This is a genomic window from Phaeobacter sp. 11ANDIMAR09, assembly GCF_001294455.1.
GTDB lineage: Bacteria > Pseudomonadota > Alphaproteobacteria > Rhodobacterales > Rhodobacteraceae > Pseudophaeobacter.
In genome coordinates this window covers 76,731-95,537 of the sequence record NZ_LIKT01000013.1, presented here as the reverse complement: position 1 = coordinate 95,537, position 18,807 = coordinate 76,731, and the positions used below count along the sequence as shown (strand labels likewise).

Genomic DNA, 18,807 nt, shown 5'->3' with positions numbered 1-18,807 from the left:
ACATGCGGGGCGCCAATGCCATAAAATATTAGGAAACTGGCTCTTGATAGCACGTCTTTTCCACTGGCTGTTTCGGCTGGCAGCGACTCTGATTCTCCTGACACTGGTTGCCAGCGGACTGGCCTATTATCTGGCCGCACAGTCCCTACCCGAGTATGACAAGGAAATCTCGCTTCCAGGGCTGTCGGCGCCGGTGAGTATCATTCGCGACAATGCCAATGTCCCACATATTTTTGGCAGCTATGGGGCCAGCGATGAGGACGTCTATTTTGGCTTGGGCTATGCCCATGCGCAGGATCGGTTGTGGCAGATGGCGGTGCTGCGCCGCACCGCTCAGGGCCGCCTCTCCGAGGTCTTTGGCAGCCGCACGCTCGACACCGATCTCTTTGTGCGGCGTCTGGATCTCTATGGCCTGTCCCAGCAATCGGTTGCAGTCCAATCAGCAGAGGCTTTGCAATCGCTCAAGGCCTATTCCGCCGGGGTGAATGCCCGTATCCAGGAAATCAATGAGGAGGCTCTGGGGCGCGGCGCGCCGGAAATGTTCCTCTTCAATATGCCAATGTCGCCCTGGCAGCCGGCCGATAGTATCGCCGTGATGAAGCTCATGGCGCTGCGTGCGTCAAACCATCTGCAGGATGAGATCTTGCGGGCGCAAACCTCGCTGGCGCTTTCTGACCCGGCGCGCCTCCAGGATATTCTGCCCGACTCCCCTGGTAAAGGCATCACCGCCCTGCCCGAATATGCCAGCCTGTTCCCGGAGTTGCCCCGCTATGCCGAAGCGCAGTCGCTGCCCGCCAAAGACAGCCTGTTTCCCGTAACCGCCCGCGGCTTTGGAGGCGCCTCCAATGCCTGGGCTGCCGCTCCGAACCGCTCAGCCGCAGGGGGCAGCCTGCTGGCCAATGACCCCCATCTGCAACTCACTGCTCCGGGCAGTTGGTATCTGGCCCGCATGGAACTGGCCACAGGCGGCGTCATCGGCGGCACAATCCCCGGCATTCCGGCAATTCTGTCTGGCCGCTCAGAGCAATTGGGCTGGGGCATCACTGCCTCGTTTCTGGATGATCAGGATCTGTTCATCGAAAAACTCAATCCCGACAATCCCGAAGAATACCTCACCCCCCAGGGCTATCGGAAATTCACTGGCCGCCCCTCGATCATCAAGATCAAGGATGCACCGCCCGTGACCCTGTCCCTCAGGTGGAGCGAAAACGGACCGATCCTGCCCGGATCGCTTTTTGGTCTCTCGGCAATTACTCCTCCGGGGCATGTTGTCAGCCTCGGCTGGACGGCGCTGGATCCGCAAGACACCAGCCTAACGGCCGCAATTGAGCTGATGCGCAGCGCCAATGTGGCTGAGGCCATCGCAGCGGGCGAAGGCTTTGTTGCGCCCTCTCAGAACCTCGTACTGGCGGACCGGCAGACGATCGCGCAAAAAACCATTGGCGCCTTTCCGGCGCGCGATGCCCGCCATCACAGCCAGGGCCGCCTGCCCAGCCAGGGCTGGCAGCGGGTGAACCGATGGATTGGCCGTGCGCCCTATGCCGCCAATCCCGCATTTGTCAGCCCCCGTGGCGGCATCCTCGGCAATACCAACAACAAGATCCTTGAACGCCCCTTCCCCAATCATGTTTCCTACACCTGGGGGGACACCCAGCGGATCAACCGTTGGCGCCGACTGATGCAGGGGCGCGAGGTCCATACCCGCGACAGTTTCATGGAAGCCCAGCTTGATACCGTTTCCTACACGGCGCGCTCACTCCTGCCATTGATCGGCGCTGATCTGTGGTTCACCAGCAGCGCTGCCGAGGAAGGCAGCCGCGAGCGCCAACGCCAGGTCGCGCTGTCGCTGTTGTCGGAATGGAACGGGGAGATGAACGAGCATCTGCCCGAACCCCTGATCTATGCTGCCTGGCTGCGGGCCCTGCAATCACGGCTGATCGCTGATGATCTGGGTCCCCTCGCCGAAGCATACACCCAGGTGGATCCCCTGTTCATCGAACGGGTCTACCGCGATGTTGGGGGGGCAAGCAGCTGGTGCGACGTGCGCCAGAGCGCGCCACAGGAAAGCTGCTCCGATATGGCCCGTCTGGCGCTGGATGATGCTCTGATCTGGATCGAAGAGCGCTATGGCACTGCGCTGGAGTCTCTGCGCTGGGGCGATGCACATCAGGCCACCCAGGACCATGAGACCCTGGGCAGCGTACCGGTGCTGCGCTTCTTTGTGAACATCCGCCAATCCACCAGCGGTGGCGACAACACCCTGCAGCGCGGTCTGACCTCGGGGCAGGATCCCAACCCCTTCCACAATATCCACGCGGCAGGCTATCGCGGCGTCTATGATTTTGCCGATCCCGACAGCTCCTTGTTCATTCTGGCAACCGGGCAATCGGGACATTTCCTGTCGCGCTATTACGACGACATGGCCCAGCTCTGGCGGCGCGGGGAATATGTGCCGATGTCACTGGACGAAGAGCTGGCCCGTGCGGCGGCTGTTGGGGTCACCACCATCACGCCAAGGAACTGATGCAGGATGCAGGACCTCGCCACGCCACTCATTGTTCTTGGCCTGCTGTTTTTTGTCGGACTGGCCGCTGATCGCATCGGGCAAAGACTGCGACTGCCTCGGGTGACGCTTTTGCTGGGCTTTGGCCTATTGGTTGGGCACTCCGGATTTGACCTGCTGCCCACGGCCATCACCGATCTTTACCCACTTGTGGCGATTGTGGCATTGACTGCGGTGGCCCTGTTGCTGGGCAGCTCTCTGTCTTTGGACGGCCTGCGTGAACACGGGCGGGTGGTGATTATTGTCTCGCTCTCGGTGGTTTTACTCACACAGGCCGTGGTGACCCTGGGTTTGTGGGGGTTTGGCCTGCCTCTGACCATGGCGCTGGTCCTGGGTGCCCTCTCCACAGCAACAGATCCGGCTGCAACCTATGATGTGATTGACCAGTCGGGGCAAGACACGGGCTTTACCAGGCGGCTGAAGGGGCTGGTCGCCATTGACGATGCCTGGGGGCTCTTGGCCTTTAGCCTGTCAATGTTGGCGCTGCGCATGTTTGGCTCGGCCGCAGGGGAGGAAGCCCCCCTGCTCACCGCCGCCTATGAGCTCGGCGGCTCGCTTGCCCTGGGCCTTGCAATTGGCTGGCCCGGTGCCGCGCTCATCGGGCGGTTTTCCGACGGCGAGCCCCTCAGGATAGAAGCCTTAGGCCTGATTTTCCTGACCGCAGGCCTGTCTCTGACGCTCGGGCTGTCGTACCTGATAGCCGGCATGACCGTGGGCGCCACCATCGTAAACCATGCGCGCCACCACAGCCGCGCCTTTCACGAGGTGCGCAGTTTTGAATGGCCTTTTCTCATTATCTTCTTTGTGCTGGCCGGAGCTTCCCTGGATACAAAGGCACTGGTACTGGGCGGTGGTGCCGGCTTTGTCTATGCGCTGTTGCGCATTCTGGGGCGTGTTATTGGCGGCTGGATCGGTGGCACTGTCGCACAGGCGCCCCGATCTGAAAGAAAGCTCTACGGCGCCGCCATGCTGCCTCAGGCAGGGGTTGCTATTGGCATGGCGCTAGCAGCCTCAGAACAGCTGTCGCAATTCGGCGATCAGATCACCGCATTGGCCATCGGCACCACCGCAGGGTTTGAACTCATCGGCCCCATTGCCACCGCCTATGTGCTGTCCCGCGATGGACGGGAAAAAACTGGCTAAGCCCTGACAAACAAAAAGAGCGCAAGACGAACCTGCGCTCCTTTGAAATTCACCAGATCAGCAACAGACCACCAATCTAGAGCGCGTTGAACTGCGCCTTTTGCTTCTCCGTCCAGCGCACCGTGAGCTCAAAGCCCTCATCGCCCTGCTCCTCGCTGATCACCACATCCTGTTGAAACAGCCAGGCCCGCTCTTTGCCCTGGGCAAAAGAGAGCGTGAACTCTTCTATGTGGCGGACGCCTTCCAGCTTCTTAGAGACATCCTGAAGCAGCGCCTCGATCCCCTCGCCGGTCAGGGCGGAAATCGCGTGAATTCCCTCTTCGCGCGCCGCCCGCGCCCGTCGGGCCTCAGCGATGTCATCGGGCAATTGATCCAGTTTATTCCAAACCTCTATCTGAGCCCGGTTTTCATCCACCCCAAGGGTGGACAAAATAGCCGCAACATCATTGGCCTGGTTCTGGCTGTCCTCATGGCTGATGTCGCGGACATGCAGGATCACATCTGCGGCCAGCACCTCTTCCAGCGTCGCCCGGAAGGCGGCCACCAGTTCGGTCGGTAGATCCGAGATGAAACCAACCGTGTCGGAGAGAATGATCTCAGGACCATCAGGTATTTCTACCCGGCGCATGGTCGGATCCAGGGTGGCAAAAAGCATATCTTTTGCCATCACTTCGGCCCCGGTCAACCGGTTGAAAAGTGTCGATTTTCCGGCATTGGTATAGCCCACCAATGCGACAATCGGAAAGGGAATCTTGGCCCGAGCGGCCCGGTGCAGGCTGCGGGTTTTCACCACCTTGGCCAATTGCCGACGCAGGTTGACCAATTGATCATCAATGGCCCGTCTGTCCGCCTCGATCTGGGTTTCGCCGGGTCCGCCGACAAACCCCAATCCACCACGCTGACGTTCCAAGTGGGTCCAGGCCCTAACCAGGCGGGTGCGCTGATAGCTGAGCGCCGCCATCTCGACCTGCAGCACACCCTCACGGGTGCGTGCGCGATCCGAGAAGATCTCTAGGATCAACCCGGTGCGGTCCAGAATTTTGACCTTCCAGGCTTTTTCCAGATTCCGTTGCTGCACCGGAGACACCGGCCCATCAATCAAAACCAGATCAACTTCGTTGCTGTGCAATAGCTCTTTCAGCTCTTCAATTTTCCCAGAGCCAAACAACATCCCCGCATGAGCCTTGGGCAGGCGCACGACAGTCGAGCCAACTACGTCAAGATCAGGCAGCGCCTCGGCCAAGGCCACACCTTCCGCCAAAGCGGGTTCGGCGGGGCGTCGCCCCTGATCAGATTTAATGTCCGGATGTAGCACCCAAGCGCGGGTGCGGATCCTGTCGTGTTCCATCAAGAGGCGTCTTCGCCTTCATACAGGCTGATCGGCTGGGCCGGCATAATGGTGGAAATCGCGTGTTTATACACCAGCTGCGACTGGCCATCACGGCGCAACAAGACGCAGAAGTTGTCAAACCAAGTGATGACCCCCTGCAATTTGACTCCGTTAATCAGAAAAATCGTTACTGGAACCTTGGTTTTGCGAACGTGATTGAGGAATGCATCCTGCAAGTTCTGTCTGTCCGAAGCCATATTCTTATCTCTCGCCTTTGTTCTTGCAGCGCGTTGCGGACCAGCGCGCCTTATTACCTTCGACTATGAACGCAGATTTTGACAGTTTCCAGCCGAAAAACGCCTCTTACACAGTAAGGTTAGCCACCTTTTCCTAGCTGCGCCAGAAATTTGGAGACAAAAGTGCGATAATCGCCAGGGTCTCGAGCCGCCCCAGGACCATGGCAAAGCAGAGGATCAGCTTGGCCACAGGCGCCAGGCTGGTCAGCACGATCGGGGCATCGCCTGCGATCTCGGTCAAGGGCCCCGTGGTTGACAGCGATGCGATGGCCAGGATCAGCGACTGTTCAAAATCGCTGCCCACGGCCGAGAGCGCGATCGAGATCAGCGACAACGACAGGGCAAAGAGCATAAAGAACACCCAAGCCACAAAGGCCCCATTGCTTTGTAGCCGCTTATTGCCGCTGCCTTCGCCGCTCACCGACGAGGGATGTACCAGCCGTTCCATTTCCCGCATCCCGTTGAGGTAAAGTGCAAAGACGCGCAGTAGTTTGACGCCACCAGCCGTGGTGGCGACCCCGCCGCCAATCACCGAAAGCCCCAAAAGGATCATGCCCGGCGTCTGCAACCCCGACCACTCCCGCGTTGTTTCCCAATCGGCGCTTTCAAAACCGGTGGTGGACAAAAAAGACATAACCGTGAACAAACTGCCCCAGAAAGATCTGAGCGCCTGCACCGGGTCATTATGGGCCCCAACCTCAAAGGTCTTGAACCAGTGCCACAGGATCAGCAAAAGCGGCATACCCAGGACAATCAGCAAGCCGGTGCGAAACTCAGGATCCTTGTCCAGTCGCCCCGAGCCCACCGTGACCGTGTCATCCGAGAAGGTCAGCCGGGACAGGGCAAAGAACATAAAAAGGAACATCACCATTTCGCCCCCGATGCCGCCAGAGGCATTTTCAACGCCCCCCACAGCCGAGATGCCAGAGGTGGCTAGGACCGACATGGCATGTCCCAGACCAACCAGAGGGGCCTCGCCGGTGATCATGAGTAAGATCCACAAAACCACCGTGAGCCCGCCATAGACCGGGGCAAGGGTGCGGGCGATCTCGATCAGGCGTTTTTTGGGGTCGGCATCCTGGATCTGTGAGGCCGCAACAGTGCCGCCCCCCGGCTCGCCCCGAGCGGTCACCTCAAACCCGCCCAGCGACAGGGGCGCCAACACGGCTGAGGCCGAGATCCACATCAGCAACCCACCAAGCCAGGCCACAAGGGCCCGCCACAGATGCACGCTGGCGGGCGAACGGTCCGGATCTTGATAGATGTCAGCGCCCGTGGTGGTCACCGCACTGACCATATCAAAATAGGCATTCAAAAAGCTGGTGTTGCGCAGGGAGTCCTGCACCGGCAGGGCCAAAAACAACGGCAGGATCACAAAGGTCGCCAACAGCGACAAAAGCTGTCCCGGCATGCCATAGCGGGGCACCCGGTTGCCCAGCGACAGCCCCGCCAGGGTGATCATGAACAGCCCCAGAACGCCGGTATAGAAAAACGCCCGCGAGGTGGGGTGATCATCCAGAACCAGGGCATGGGCTGCCGGGATCCACATCGCCAGGGAGGCAATGCTCCAGATCAACAGGAACAACGGCAGGCGCAAAAGCCGGTTGGGAGTCTTGTTGCGGCGCCCCATCCTAGAAGTAGTCGATAGAGACCTGCATCAGACGTTCCACCTCGGGCACGTCATCCGCCATGGCAAAGAGAGCGATTACATCGCCGGTATCGATCTTCATGCCCCCGGTTGGGCGCAGCACTTCTCCCCCTTTGCGCACCGCTCCAACCAAAACACCTTCGGGGAAGTCGATATCGCGGATCGCCTTCCCTGCCATCGGGGAGGTGCTCATCACTTCGGCCTCAATCACTTCGGCCTCGGCATCACCGATACTGTAGACCTGACGCACCCGGCCGTAGCGGATATGGCGCAGGATAGAGCTCACCGTGGTGGCTCGCGGGTTGATGAAGGCGTCAATGCCAAGCGGTGACAACAGCGGCAATAGGGTTGGGTCATTGATCAGCGCAATTACAAAGGGGCAGCCCTCGGCCTTGGCCCGCACAGCGGCCAACATGTTGGTTTTGTCATCATCTGTCACCGCCAACATGGCATCGGCGCGATCGATGCCCGCCTCGATCATCAACGAACGGTCCAACCCATCCCCATTGAGCACAATGGTTCGTTCCAGAGCTTCTGCGGCATGTTCAGCGCATTTGCGGCTTTTTTCGATCATCTTGGCACGAATGCGGCTGGCGCCGCTTTCCAGCGCCTTGGCCACCTCGAGTCCGACGTTCCCCCCCCCGACAATCACCACCCGGTCCTGGCGTTTTTCAACTTTGCCAAAGACTTCGATGGTCCGGTCCACATCCTCTACATGGGCAAAGACATAGCAACTGTCCCCAACAAACAGCTGATCACCCGGTTCCGGGGCAAACAGGGTGCCTTCGCGGCGGACCCCGACCACGATAGCCCGCAGGGTGGAAAACAGATCCGTGAGTTGACGCAGCGGAGTGTTCACCACCGGGCATTCTTCGTCGATCTGAATGCCCAGAAGCTGGGCGCCGCCTTCCATGAAAATTTCGGTATCAAAGGCCGCCGGAGCAGAAAGGCGCTGCATCGCAGCAGCAGCCACTTCACGCTCTGGGCTGATCACCACATCAATCGGCAGATGCTCGCGGCGATACAGATCTGAATAGATCGCCGTCAGGTAGCTGCGCGCGCGCAGACGGGCAATCTTACGCTGGATCGAGAACACCGAATGGGCCACCTGGCAGGTCACCATATTGACCTCATCCGAATGGGTGGCGGCAATGATCATATCCGCGTCCCGTGCCCCGGCCCGGTCCAGCACATCCGGATAAGAGGCAAAGCCTGCAACGCCCTGAACATCCAGCGTATCGGTCGCCCGACGCACCAGCTCTGGGTTGCTGTCGACAACGGTGACATCGTTTTGCTCCGCAGAGAGATGACGCGCAATCTGCCAGCCAACCTGGCCTGCACCACAGATGATAACTTTCATGCCACTGTCCCTTGGGCGCTATTTCGCCAGATTTGAATGCCAGAAGCCATCAAGGGGGTCAAATCAATTGTAACTCCTCGAAAATTGGGACAATCTTGCTGTATGTTTAGGCCGTCTGTAACCAGCGTGATTTCCATTGCTCTTCTTGGGCTTGCCGCCTGTGGGCCGCTGCCTGTCTATTACGACAAAGGCAAGGACCAGACGCGCACCAATAGCGATACACTGACCTGCAAGGTCGCGGCGCTCAAACAGGCCCCCGTGGCCAATCAAATCCGCCATCGCCCGCCCGTCTATTACCCAGGACGTCAGCATTGCAACAATGGTCACTGCTGGACCACGCCTGGCTACTGGGTCGATGGCGGCACCTATACTGTGGATGTGAACCAAGGGCTGCGCAGCCAGCTGGAGCAGCGCTGCATGGCTCAAAAAGGCTATCGTCGTCTTGAACTGCCACGCTGCAGCAAAGAGCAGATCGCAGCACTACAATCCCTGCCAGGCTCCACTCGACGCGGGGCGTGCTTGTCCGAAAACGCCTGCGCAGTTCAGCAAAGCAATGGCAACACGGTTATCCTGCCTCCGCTATAAGGCCTTTTATCCGTCCTTAAATCTCGAAGTGTCCTGCGGCAGACAGACATGGCCCCCATTGGGGCCACATGAGAGAGCTTTGCCGTCACCAACAGTTCGGCCGCAGGGTAAAAGGGGCTGAGGCAGCCTGCCTCAAACCTCTTCTTCTTCCTTTTCCACATGGGCAATCCGCGCCCCGGTCTTGTTGGACGTGACAACACCCAGCGACTTCAATTTCCGGTGCAAGGCCGACCGTTCCATGCCAACAAAGGAGGCGGTGCGGCTGATATTGCCGCCAAAACGGTTGATCTGGGTCAGCAGGTATTCCCGTTCAAAAGCCTCACGGGCTTCGCGCAACGGCAGGGTTGCCAGCGCGCCGGAAAGAACCACGCGGCCCTCTTCGGCGATTTTTTCCTCTTCGCGCGGCAGATCCTTGGCCTCAATCGGCCCAGTGCCATCCCCCAGGATCAGCACCCGCTCAACCATGTTTTTCAACTGCCGCACATTGCCGGGCCAGGTCATCGTTTGCATCAATGCAACGGCTTCATCCGCCAGGTCCCGCAGCGGCAACCCCTGGCTTTCATGGAACTGCGCAATGAAATACTCCGCCAACTGAGGAATATCTTCACGCCGATCCGCCAAGGAGGGCACATTGATCGGCACCACATTCAGCCGGTGATAAAGCTCCTGACGGAACCGATCGGCCGAAATCTCTGCTTCCAGATCCTTGTTGGTGGCAGAGATCACACGCAGGTCGACCCGCACATTGTCATTGCCGCCAACACGTTGAAATTGCTGATCGACCAACACCCGGAGGATCTTGGATTGGGTGCCCAGGGGCATGTCTGCCACTTCGTCAAAGAAGATCACCCCCCCATGGGCCTGCTCCAGCAGCCCTGGCTCCACGCCCCGCTCACTGCTTTCGCGTCCAAACAGCACTTCTTCCATCCGGTCCGGTTCGATTCCAGCACAGCTCACGGTGACAAAGGGAGCACCGGCGCGGGCAGAATTCAAATGGATATAGCGCGCGGCGATCTCTTTGCCGCTGCCGGCCGGCCCGCTCAGCATCACGCGACCATTGGATTTGGTGACCTTATCCAGTTGGCCGACCAAGCCGCGGAAGGAGGCTGATGAGCCCACCATTTCCGAGCCACCGCTTTCCTTGCGGCGCAGATCGGTGTTTTCGCGGCGCAGCTGCGAGGCCTCCATGGCGCGGCGGATGACCACCATCAACTGATCAATGTTAAAGGGCTTTTCAATAAAGTCATAGGCGCCCTGCTTGATCGCAGCCACAGCGATTTCAATATTGCCATGACCCGAGATAATCACCACAGGAACCTCGGGGTTATCCCGCTTGACCGTTTTCAGGATATCGATGCCATCCATCTGGCTGTCCTTGAGCCAGATATCAAGGATCAGCAGCGCTGGCAGTTCCTGGTCGAGCTGGGACATACATTCATCCGAACTTCCGGCCTTGCGGGTGGAATAGCCTTCATCCTCGAGAATGTCAGAAATCAACTCGCGAATGTCACGTTCATCATCAACAATCAGAATGTCACTCATGTCAGACCTGCTTTCACTGTATTCCGGTTCCTCTGCTCCGCGCTGGCAGCTGCGGGCAGACGTATAACTGCCATGGCACCACAATGCTGGTGCCCTTCAAATATCGGCGCATCCTCAAGCGTGAGGCTGCCGCCATGTTCCTCGATAATCTTTTTCACGATCGGAAGCCCCAGGCCTGTGCCCTCATTTCGGGTGGTCACATAGGGTTCAAACAACCGGGCTCGATCCTCGGGCAAACCAATGCCATTGTCGGCAATCCTGATCTCGTAGCCGCCAGTCGGCATCTCTTGCAGGGAGATGCGAATTTGCGGGTCCACAGCTGTATCGGGTTGTTTCTTTGCAAGCGTTTCAATGGCTTCGCCTGCGTTCTTGATCAGATTGGTCAGCGCCTGCCCGATCATGGTTGAATCCAGGTCCGCCCACAATGGGTCCTGTGGAAGCTCTGCTGAAATAGTAACATCCGGCTGGCCGGTCTGTTGCAACGTCACCGCATCGCGCACCAAAGACACCAGATCTTCTTCGTGGGTTTCAGGCTCTGGCATACGGGCGAATTTGGAAAATTCATTGACGATCCGACGTAAGTCATTCGTTTGACGTACAATCACATCCGTCATCGACTGCAGTTTGTCGCTATTTTCCTCACCCAGCATTGGTGCAAACTTACGCTTGATACGCTCGGCGCTCAGCTGGATCGGGGTCAGAGGGTTCTTGATTTCATGGGCAATCCGTCGGGCCACATCCCCCCAGGCCGCCATACGCTGGGCGCTGACCAGATCGGTCACGTCATCAAAGGCCAAAACATAGCCTTCCAACTTGCCATCGTCCCCGCGTCGCCGAGACATGCGGACCAGCAGGTTTTCTAAACGCCCTTGCCGGGTCACTTTCACCTCGCCCTGCTCTGCCTCGCCACCGCTCTCAACCAATATGTCAAACAGTGGCCCAAATTCCGGGATCGCAACTGAAAGCGCCAGGCTTTGCTGGTCTTCGTGCCAGTCCAGCAAGCGTTCGGCAGAACGGTTCACAAAGGTAATCTTGCCTTCGTCATCCAGACCGACGACGCCCGACGTGACCGAGGAAAGCACGGAATCAAACAAACGGCGACGCCGTTCGATCTGATTGGTATTCTCCAACAAGGTGGCGCGCTGTGCCCGCAGTTCGTGAGTCATCTGGTTGAAGTAATGGCCCAGTTGGGAAATCTCGTCGCCGCTGTCTTCTTCGGGAACCTTGACGTTCAGATCCCCACCGCCGACCCGCTGGGCGGCGACCGTAAGGCGGCCAACCGGGCGCGACAGTCGCTCGGCAAACCAAATCCCCAGCCACATGGCTGCCAAGACCAGGATCAGCGCAAAGCCAATGTAAAGCAGGCCAAATTCAAACAGGACCCGGCCTCGTTCGTTTTCCAACTGCTGATACAAAAGGGCGGTTTCTTTGGTCTCATCGAGCAGGTTCAGCAAAGTGCCATCGACATCCCGGCTGATATAGAGAAAGCGATCCACAAAGGCATTGAGCCGAACAAGGGCGCGGAACTCGTTGTTGTCCCAGTCCTGGATGACGCTCAGACCCTCAGAGCTGGCACGCGCCAGATCTTCGGCGTTTGGACGTTCAAAATCAAACTCATAAGACCGCTCGCCACGTGCCCGAATGCGCCCTATGCCATCAATCACATAGGCTTCCCGAAGCCCGCGTTGGATTTGCAACTGCCCCTGGGTGAGCACCTGCCGCAATTCAGCATCATTGATGAAATAGCTGCGGCTGCGGCTTTGATCCAAAAACCGGGCAAGCGCCTGAGCATCGGTGGTGATATCTCGACGCTGCTCCTCCTGATAGGCCTCCGCCGCAGAAAGCGAACTGCCAATCACCTCGCGCACCCGCTGAGAAAACCACCCTTCCAGGCCGACGTTCACTGTCAGCACCGCAAAGACCGCGACAATCACCGTTGGCCCCAAAGCCAGAAACCCAAAGGCCCCAATCAACCGCAGGTGCAGGCGAGATCCCGCCGATTTCGACCGCCGTGCCGCAAACAGGCGCACGATCTGGGTCAGCACCAGCCCTGCAATCGCCATGATATAGACCATATCCGCGAGCAGAATCAGACGCAGCGGCCGCGAAGAGGCGCCATGCCCCAGGGGCCCAAAGATGAGGAAGGTCAAAAGCGCCAAGACCGGGCCAAGCAAGACCATGCCAAGGGTGCCAATATTTCGGGCCTGGCGCGTTTTACGCCACCGGTCCAAGGCAAAAAACAAGCTTGGCCTCATCCAAAATTGTGACTTTTGAGCCACGCAACACCCTCATTCTGATGTGTGGCCACCCCGGCCAACCGCCATATCTCGTGGTTGCTACCAGCATTAATCGGAGACTACCACAGTCGTGTGACGATATTACATCAGTTTGCGGCGGCGTGTCACCTCTATATCCAGATCGGTGATTTTCTTTCGCAGCGTATTTCGGTTGATCCCCAAAAGATCAGCACATTTTGCCTGGTTTCCACCGGTTGCCGTCAGTGCAATCTCGATCAAGGGCGCCTCGACTTCGCGCAGGATTCGCGCATAGAGCCCAGGCGGAGGCAGGATATCGCCATGCAGATCAAAATAGCGTTGCAAATGGCGGGCAACCGAATCCGCCAGCTTTTCGTTCACAGTCCCGCCAATAACCGGGCCGACCTCAGTCTGCGGCCCCAGGGCCGCAGCGACTTCTGAACGAGAAATCTCCTCGCTGCGTGCCGTCAGGGCCAGACGCCGCACCAGGTTTTCCAGTTGGCGCACATTCCCCGGCCAGGCACAATGGCGCATTATTTCAATGGATTCCGCGCTGAATCGGCGATGCGGCGCGCCATCGTTTTCCGCCTTAACCAGAAAATGTTCTGACAAAAGTGCGATATCCTCGACCCTTTCGCGCAGGCTGGGCACCCGCAGTTCAGTGCCGGAAATCCGATAGTAAAGGTCCTGGCGCAGCGCACCCTCTTCCATTGCCGCCGCGGGGTCCTTTTGGCTGGTTGCCATGATCCGAGGCGCATGGGCACCCGGCGCATCCATCATCCGGACCAGTCGCGCCTGGGCCTCATCCGGCAGATCCACCAGCTCATCAATCAACAATGTGCCGCCCTTTACTTCAGACAACAGCTTGCTCGGCCCTTCCAGGGCCATCAGATCCCTTTCCGAAGCGGTTACAAAAGGCAGAGTTCGACGATCGGAGAAATCATGCACCGCGCGGGCAATCAACGATTTCCCAGTACCGCTCTCGCCCGTGATCATCAGCGGCATATCCGTATTCATCACCCGCGCAATCAGCCGATACAGCGATTGCATGACCTCGGTCCGCCCGACCAGAGGCAGATCCTCGGGCCGCTCCTGTTCCGCCGCGGCAGAAGGGTTCGGAGAGCGGTGAGTTTCAGTCAGCGCCTTGGCGGTGCGCTTCATCAGTTCCGGCAGGTCAAAAGGCTTGGGCAGGTAGTCATAGGCCTCGGCCTCGGCGGCTTTGATCGCCGTCATGATGGTATTTTGCGCCGAGATCACGATAACCGGCAACCCCGGCCGGTCCTCCGCGATTTTAGGCAGCATTTCCAATCCATTGCCATCCGGCATTACCACATCAGAAATCACCACATCGCCCTTCCCTTCGGAGACCCAGCGCATCAGGGTCGTCAAAGAAGAGGTCGCATGTACCCGGCACCCCGCCCGTGTCAGTGCCTGCGTCAACACGGTGCGAATAGTGCGGTCGTCATCTGCAACAAGAACGGTGCCGTCCATGGGTTAAATCTCCTGCGGTTCTGCTTCTTTGGGAATTCTGGACAGCGACAGCCGGAACACGGTGCGTCCCGGCACCGAGTCCACTGATATCCAGCCATTGTGTTCAGCGATAATCTTGCTCACCAAGGCGAGCCCCAGGCCGGTGCCGTTTTCGCGGCCCGAAACAAAGGGGTCAAAAACATCTTCCCGGATCGCTTCCGGCAGACCCGGCCCATCATCGATGATTTCAATCTGTAGGGGCAGCAATTTCCCTGTCCCATCGCTGCGGCGCATGCGAAAGGAATGTTCATAATAGCTGCGAATGCGGATGGTGCCACCTGACGGGCTTGCGGCCTCGGAGGCGTTCTTGAGCAGGTTCAACACCACCTGCAAAAGCTGATCAGCATCCCCCCAGGCCAGCGGCAAAGAGGGGTCATAATCCTCGGTGATGGTCATATGCGCGCCAAACCCCAAGAGGGCCGAACGCCGGGCCCGATCCAGCACATCATGCAGGTTCACCGCCTTGAACTGCGGCTCGCTCAGGTTTCCAAATTGCTCAACCTGATCCAATAGCTTCACAATGCGCCGGCTTTCACTGACGATAAGATCCGTGAGTTCAAGGTCTTCCCCGGACAGGTTCATGCTCAGCAGCTGCGCTGCACCGGTGATGCCCGCCAGGGGATTCTTAATCTCATGGGCCAGCATTTCAGCCATGCCGATGGCTGATTGCGCCGCAGATTTGGCCGAATGGTTCTGGGTCATCCGCGCCGCCAATTCACGCGGAGAGAGCATCAGAAGCATCTGTCCCTCTTGCCCCTGAACAGGAGCGATCTGCACCCCACATTGCAGAGGCGCGCGACCGCGCGATCCGACATCAATATCGTTCACAAAAAGCGGTGTACCCTGACTGCGCGCCCGCTCAAAGGAGGCTTCAATGGGGGCATCCATGGCGATCTGCTCCCAGACGGGCTGGTTCAGCAGCCCCCGGCGCGAGGTGTTCAAAAAACCCTCAGCAGCGGAATTAGCGTCCAGAATTCGGTTGTCCGGGCCGATTAAAAAGGCCGGAATTGGAAGCGAGGCCCAGAGTGCGGTGTCCGAAATCATGCAGCTCCCTCCAAGTCAGAAGCGGCTCGATCAGATGTGGTCAAAGCCAGGGGCAACAGGCGCAGAACCTCGGCTGGAGTTTTTTGGGTCAAAACCTCCCGTCGGAGAGCCGCCGGAGTTCCGGCCTCATCCATGTACCACCCCAGATGCTTGCGGGCGACCCGCAGCCCTAGATCTACCCCGTAGAATCTCAGCATTGCATCATAATGTGTTGAAACCATTTCAATTAGCTCTCCCCCTTGAGGGACAACTGGCGCCGCGCTCCCCCACAGATCACTGGCCACCTGGGCCAGCAGCCAGGGTCGGCCTTGAATACCACGACCGATCATCACCCCATCGGCGCCAGACAGCGCCAGCGCCTGCGAAGCGGTCTGGCTGTCGACAATGTCGCCATTGGCCAATACGGGCAGATCCACTGCCTCCTTCACCGCACGGATTGCGGCCCAATCGGCCTGCCCCTTGTAGAACTGGCAACGGGTGCGGCCGTGAATGGTGACCATTTGAATTCCTGCGGCTTCAGCGCGCGCCGCCACCGAAGCGGCATTCAAGCAATCGTCATCCCAGCCAAGACGGGTTTTCAATGTCACCGGAATATCCACCGCCTCGACCACCGCCTCGATCAGCGACAGGGCATGATCCGGCGTTTTCAGCAGGGCCGATCCCGAATAGCCATTGGTGACTTTCTTCGCCGGACAGCCCATGTTGATGTCGATCACCCTGGCACCCCGGTCCGCCACTTGGCGAGCGGCCTCTGCCATCCAGCTGGCTTCGCGCCCGGCAATCTGCACCGAGGTATTCTCAACATCTGCGCTCAGCTCGGCGCGTTCGCGCACCCCTGGCTTGGACTGCACCATTTCCTGGCTGGCGACCATTTCGCTGACCATCAGCCCAACGCCAAAGGAGCGCACCAGATCCCGAAACGGTCGATCGGTGATTCCGGCCATGGGGGCCAGAGCGATAGGAGGGGTCAAAGAGGTGGTTCCGAGGGTGAAGGACAACTGCTTAATCCTTGTGCGAATGACTGGTTTGTAACCGAAGCCCTCGGTATTGGACAATGAATCCGCCCCCTGCAAGGGCAGATCCGCAGGTCACTGCCTAAATTTTAAGCAGCTTACCCGGGGTGATTGCCTCTTGAACTGGCAGATCTTAAACAACTGCCTAGGCTAGGCTTGGCGCCAAAACGCCAGAATTGAGAGGGCTTTATGAGGACTGCTGCTTTATGAGGACTGCTGCTTTGATCGTTGCGGCTGGACGCGGCACCCGCGCGGGCGGTGGCCTGCCCAAACAATGGCGCCCCCTAAAAGGCAAACGCGTTATAGACTGGACGTTAAAGGCCTTTCGGGATGCCGGGATCGAGACCATTGTTCTGGTACTCTCGCCAGAGGACCCCAGCGCCTGGGACAGTTTTACCGGCGAATCTGATCTCTTACTGACCTCAGGCGGCGCAGAACGGGCGATTTCGGTTCAAAACGGGCTGAAGGCCCTGCAACAGCACAATCAGTCGTGCACAGCTAGGCCCGGCGAGGAAGAGATCACCAAGGTTCTTATCCATGATGCCGCCCGCCCCTGTACCAGTCAGGGGCTGATCGCTGCCGTTATTGCCGCACTAGACCATGGGCCAGCCGCCGCCCCGGCCTTGGCGGTGACAGATGCACTCTGGACTGGAGCCGAAGGACAGGTCACGGGGACGCGAGACCGAAACGGGCTTTTTGGCGCGCAAACACCACAGGGCTTTCAGCTAGGGGCAATCCTGCAGGCCCATGCCAGCCACCCCGGCGGAGCCGCGGACGATGTCGAGGTGGCGCGCGATGCCGGGCTGGAGGTTGCAATCATCGCCGGAGACCCGGACAATATCAAAATCACCCGGCCCGAGGATTTTGCCCGCGCCGCCAGAATTTTAGAAACGGAAGACAATATGGATATCAGACCCGATATCAGACTGGGCAATGGCTATGATGTGCATCGCTTTGGACCCGGAGACAGCGTCATCCTCTGTGGTGTGGAAATCCCCCATGATCGCAGTCTTCAGGGCCATTCGGATGCCGATGTTGGCATGCATGCGGTGACAGATGCGATCTATGGCGCCCTGGCGCGGGGGGATATCGGTCAGCATTTCCCGCCGTCGGACCCGCAATGGAAGGGGGCTGCCAGCGAGATCTTCCTGGCCCATGCCGCTGATCTGGCGCGTGAGATGGGGTTTCAGATCTCCAATGTGGATTGCACTCTAGTCTGTGAATATCCCAAAATTGGCCCCCACGCTGCCGCCATGCAGGCAGAAATGGCCCGCATTCTGCAAATTGACGCCACGCGAGTTTCGATCAAGGCAACAACATCAGAGCGGCTGGGCTTTACCGGTCGCAGCGAAGGTATTGCCTCATTGGCCACCGCTGCCCTGGTGAAACCATGACCCTGGCTGCGATGATTGCGACCGTCGGCGGCACTGGCTATCTGCGCCCCGCCCCCGGCACCTGGGGCTCGCTGGCAGCCCTGCCCCTTGCTTACGGGTTGCACCAGCTCGGGGGCTTTCCCCTGCTGGCCATTGCCACCGTGATCTGCACTGTTCTTGGCATCTGGGCCACCGCTGAGATGACCAGAGGCAAGGCCAATCACGACCCCTCAGAGATTGTAGTAGATGAGGTTGCGGGCCAATGGCTGGCGATCTGGGCGATTTCCTATCCGGCCTGGTCCAAGGGGATCGAGATCACCGCGCTCTGGCCCGGCTGGATTGCGGCCTTTGTGCTGTTTCGCCTCTTTGATATCTGGAAACCAGGCCCTGTGGGTTGGGCCGATCGCAAAGAAGGCCCTGTCGGGGTGATGATGGATGATGTCATTGCCGGGTTCCTGGCGGCCCTTGGCGTTATTGCCCTTGCCGGGTTCAGTCACGGAGTTTTGGGCCTATGAACGAATCCTCCCCTCAGAACACCAGTGACGCCCACCCGGATGTTGCTGCACTCATTGCCCAAGCCACCCGGCTGGGGCTCAGCATCGCAACCGCAGAAAGCTGCACCGGTGGCATGGTCGCCGCCGCGCTGACGGATATCCCCGGCTCCTCCGCCGTGCTGGACCGTGGGTTTGTCACCTATTCCAACCGCGCCAAACAGGAGATGCTGGGCGTCAGCGAAGCAACCTTAGCCGCCTTTGGCGCGGTCAGCGAAGAAGTGGCCCGCGAGATGTGCGAAGGTGCGTTGCACCAGGCAGGGGTTGACCTGGCGGTATCGATCACCGGCATTGCAGGGCCCGGAGGCTCTGACCACAAACCCGAAGGCCGCGTCTGTTTTGGCCTGGCCCGAGAGGGGCAGGACTGCCTAGTGGAAACCCTGGAGTTCGGTGCGTTGGGGCGCGAAAATGTCCGTGCCGCCAGCCTGATCCATGCGCTTTTGCTGCTTCACACGGCCCTTTCTCAAATTGAGCGCGGATTAGGCAAAGCCCCCTAAGGATCGCCTCTTTTTTCATCAATTTCGCAAAAGCCCATGTTTTTGGCGCTTTTGCGCCTCGTGACGCTTTTTTCCTC

Annotated in this window: 15 protein-coding genes; 6 read left to right on the top strand and 9 right to left on the bottom strand. The window is 58.9% G+C overall.

The genetic code is table 11. The annotated features are described in order from the left end of the window. Positions 1 to 46 precede the first annotated feature (46 nt). Together AN476_RS12720 and AN476_RS12715 are read left to right on the top strand one after the other, a co-directional pair. A complete protein-coding gene (locus AN476_RS12720; RefSeq protein WP_054461989.1) occupies positions 47 to 2,524 on the top strand; it encodes a penicillin acylase family protein in 2,478 nt (825 codons plus the stop codon). Positions 2,525 to 2,530: 6 nt separating this feature from the next. After that, on the top strand, positions 2,531 to 3,706 hold the full coding sequence (locus AN476_RS12715) for a cation:proton antiporter (RefSeq protein WP_054461962.1): 1,176 nt from the start codon (positions 2,531 to 2,533) through the stop codon (positions 3,704 to 3,706). Between the two features lie 76 nt (positions 3,707 to 3,782). Here the strand turns inward: AN476_RS12715 and hflX are convergent, their stop codons facing one another. From hflX to trkA, 4 genes are all read right to left on the bottom strand, one after another. Further along, positions 3,783 to 5,054, bottom strand: coding sequence for a GTPase HflX (gene hflX / locus AN476_RS12710; RefSeq protein WP_054461961.1), 1,272 nt, complete (start codon positions 5,052 to 5,054; stop codon positions 3,783 to 3,785). Further along, positions 5,054 to 5,293, bottom strand: a complete 240-nt coding sequence (hfq, locus tag AN476_RS12705; RefSeq protein WP_008204623.1) for an RNA chaperone Hfq — start codon at positions 5,291 to 5,293, stop codon at positions 5,054 to 5,056. The genes hflX and hfq overlap by 1 nt, the downstream gene beginning before the upstream one ends. 133 nt (positions 5,294 to 5,426) lie before the next feature. Beyond that, positions 5,427 to 6,962 (bottom strand): TrkH family potassium uptake protein, encoded by a 1,536-nt coding sequence (locus tag AN476_RS12700; protein WP_054461960.1) that lies wholly within the window; start codon positions 6,960 to 6,962, stop codon positions 5,427 to 5,429. Position 6,963: 1 nt separating this feature from the next. After that, positions 6,964 to 8,340, bottom strand: a complete 1,377-nt coding sequence (gene trkA / locus AN476_RS12695) for a Trk system potassium transporter TrkA (RefSeq protein WP_054461959.1) — start codon at positions 8,338 to 8,340, stop codon at positions 6,964 to 6,966. A 102-nt stretch (positions 8,341 to 8,442) separates the two neighbouring features. Here trkA and AN476_RS12690 point away from each other — a divergent pair, with 102 nt between their 5' ends. Then, on the top strand, positions 8,443 to 8,925 hold the full coding sequence (locus AN476_RS12690) for a hypothetical protein (RefSeq protein WP_054461958.1): 483 nt from the start codon (positions 8,443 to 8,445) through the stop codon (positions 8,923 to 8,925). A gap of 132 nt (positions 8,926 to 9,057) precedes the next feature. On the opposite strand, the gene AN476_RS12685 is transcribed toward AN476_RS12690, so the two are convergent. The 5 genes from AN476_RS12685 to dusB all read right to left on the bottom strand — a co-directional run bounded on the left by AN476_RS12685 (position 9,058) and on the right by dusB (position 16,294). Further along, positions 9,058 to 10,467, bottom strand: coding sequence for a sigma-54 dependent transcriptional regulator (locus AN476_RS12685; RefSeq protein WP_054461957.1), 1,410 nt, complete (start codon positions 10,465 to 10,467; stop codon positions 9,058 to 9,060). Continuing rightward, entirely contained in the window at positions 10,464 to 12,647 is a 2,184-nt protein-coding gene (locus AN476_RS12680) for an ATP-binding protein (protein WP_371257350.1), read from the bottom strand. Before AN476_RS12680 ends, AN476_RS12685 begins: the two co-directional genes overlap by 4 nt. Before the next feature lie 198 nt (positions 12,648 to 12,845). Then, positions 12,846 to 14,213 (bottom strand): sigma-54-dependent Fis family transcriptional regulator, encoded by a 1,368-nt coding sequence (locus tag AN476_RS12675; protein WP_054461955.1) that lies wholly within the window; start codon positions 14,211 to 14,213, stop codon positions 12,846 to 12,848. 3 nt (positions 14,214 to 14,216) lie between these two features. Next, the gene (locus tag AN476_RS12670; RefSeq protein ID WP_054461954.1) at positions 14,217 to 15,296 is read right to left on the bottom strand and encodes a nitrogen regulation protein NR(II); all 1,080 of its coding nucleotides are present in this window, start codon (positions 15,294 to 15,296) and stop codon (positions 14,217 to 14,219) included. Next, on the bottom strand, positions 15,293 to 16,294 hold the full coding sequence (gene dusB / locus AN476_RS12665) for a tRNA dihydrouridine synthase DusB (protein WP_054461953.1): 1,002 nt from the start codon (positions 16,292 to 16,294) through the stop codon (positions 15,293 to 15,295). Before dusB ends, AN476_RS12670 begins: the two co-directional genes overlap by 4 nt. A gap of 221 nt (positions 16,295 to 16,515) precedes the next feature. On the opposite strand from dusB, the gene AN476_RS12660 reads away from it, so the two are divergent. From AN476_RS12660 to AN476_RS12650, 3 genes are read left to right on the top strand one after another with little or no spacing between them, the layout of a single operon-like run. Next, a complete protein-coding gene (locus AN476_RS12660; protein ID WP_054461952.1) occupies positions 16,516 to 17,703 on the top strand; it encodes a bifunctional 2-C-methyl-D-erythritol 4-phosphate cytidylyltransferase/2-C-methyl-D-erythritol 2,4-cyclodiphosphate synthase in 1,188 nt (395 codons plus the stop codon). Beyond that, entirely contained in the window at positions 17,700 to 18,197 is a 498-nt protein-coding gene (locus tag AN476_RS12655; RefSeq protein WP_054461951.1) for a phosphatidylglycerophosphatase A, read from the top strand. Before AN476_RS12660 ends, AN476_RS12655 begins: the two co-directional genes overlap by 4 nt. After that, positions 18,194 to 18,730 carry a CinA family protein gene (locus AN476_RS12650; protein WP_054461950.1) on the top strand — a complete coding sequence of 179 codons (537 nt, stop codon included), beginning with the start codon at positions 18,194 to 18,196 and terminating at the stop codon, positions 18,728 to 18,730. Before AN476_RS12655 ends, AN476_RS12650 begins: the two co-directional genes overlap by 4 nt. The last annotated feature ends 77 nt before the right edge of the window (positions 18,731 to 18,807 follow it).

Excerpts from the sequence above, each read along its gene's own strand:
- AN476_RS12715 (WP_054461962.1), top strand. The coding sequence starts at position 2,531 with ATGCAGGACCTCGCCACGCCACTCATTGTTCTTGGCCTGCTGTTTTTT.
- hflX (WP_054461961.1), bottom strand. The coding sequence starts at position 5,054 with ATGGAACACGACAGGATCCGCACCCGCGCTTGGGTGCTACATCCGGAC.
- hfq (WP_008204623.1), bottom strand. The coding sequence starts at position 5,293 with ATGGCTTCGGACAGACAGAACTTGCAGGATGCATTCCTCAATCACGTT.
- AN476_RS12700 (WP_054461960.1), bottom strand. The coding sequence starts at position 6,962 with ATGGGGCGCCGCAACAAGACTCCCAACCGGCTTTTGCGCCTGCCGTTG.
- trkA (WP_054461959.1), bottom strand. The coding sequence starts at position 8,340 with ATGAAAGTTATCATCTGTGGTGCAGGCCAGGTTGGCTGGCAGATTGCG.
- AN476_RS12690 (WP_054461958.1), top strand. The coding sequence starts at position 8,443 with ATGTTTAGGCCGTCTGTAACCAGCGTGATTTCCATTGCTCTTCTTGGG.
- AN476_RS12685 (WP_054461957.1), bottom strand. The coding sequence starts at position 10,467 with ATGAGTGACATTCTGATTGTTGATGATGAACGTGACATTCGCGAGTTG.
- AN476_RS12680 (WP_371257350.1), bottom strand. The coding sequence starts at position 12,647 with ATGGTCTTGCTTGGCCCGGTCTTGGCGCTTTTGACCTTCCTCATCTTT.
- AN476_RS12675 (WP_054461955.1), bottom strand. The coding sequence starts at position 14,213 with ATGGACGGCACCGTTCTTGTTGCAGATGACGACCGCACTATTCGCACC.
- AN476_RS12670 (WP_054461954.1), bottom strand. The coding sequence starts at position 15,296 with ATGATTTCGGACACCGCACTCTGGGCCTCGCTTCCAATTCCGGCCTTT.
- AN476_RS12660 (WP_054461952.1), top strand. The coding sequence starts at position 16,516 with ATGAGGACTGCTGCTTTGATCGTTGCGGCTGGACGCGGCACCCGCGCG.
- AN476_RS12655 (WP_054461951.1), top strand. The coding sequence starts at position 17,700 with ATGACCCTGGCTGCGATGATTGCGACCGTCGGCGGCACTGGCTATCTG.
- AN476_RS12650 (WP_054461950.1), top strand. The coding sequence starts at position 18,194 with ATGAACGAATCCTCCCCTCAGAACACCAGTGACGCCCACCCGGATGTT.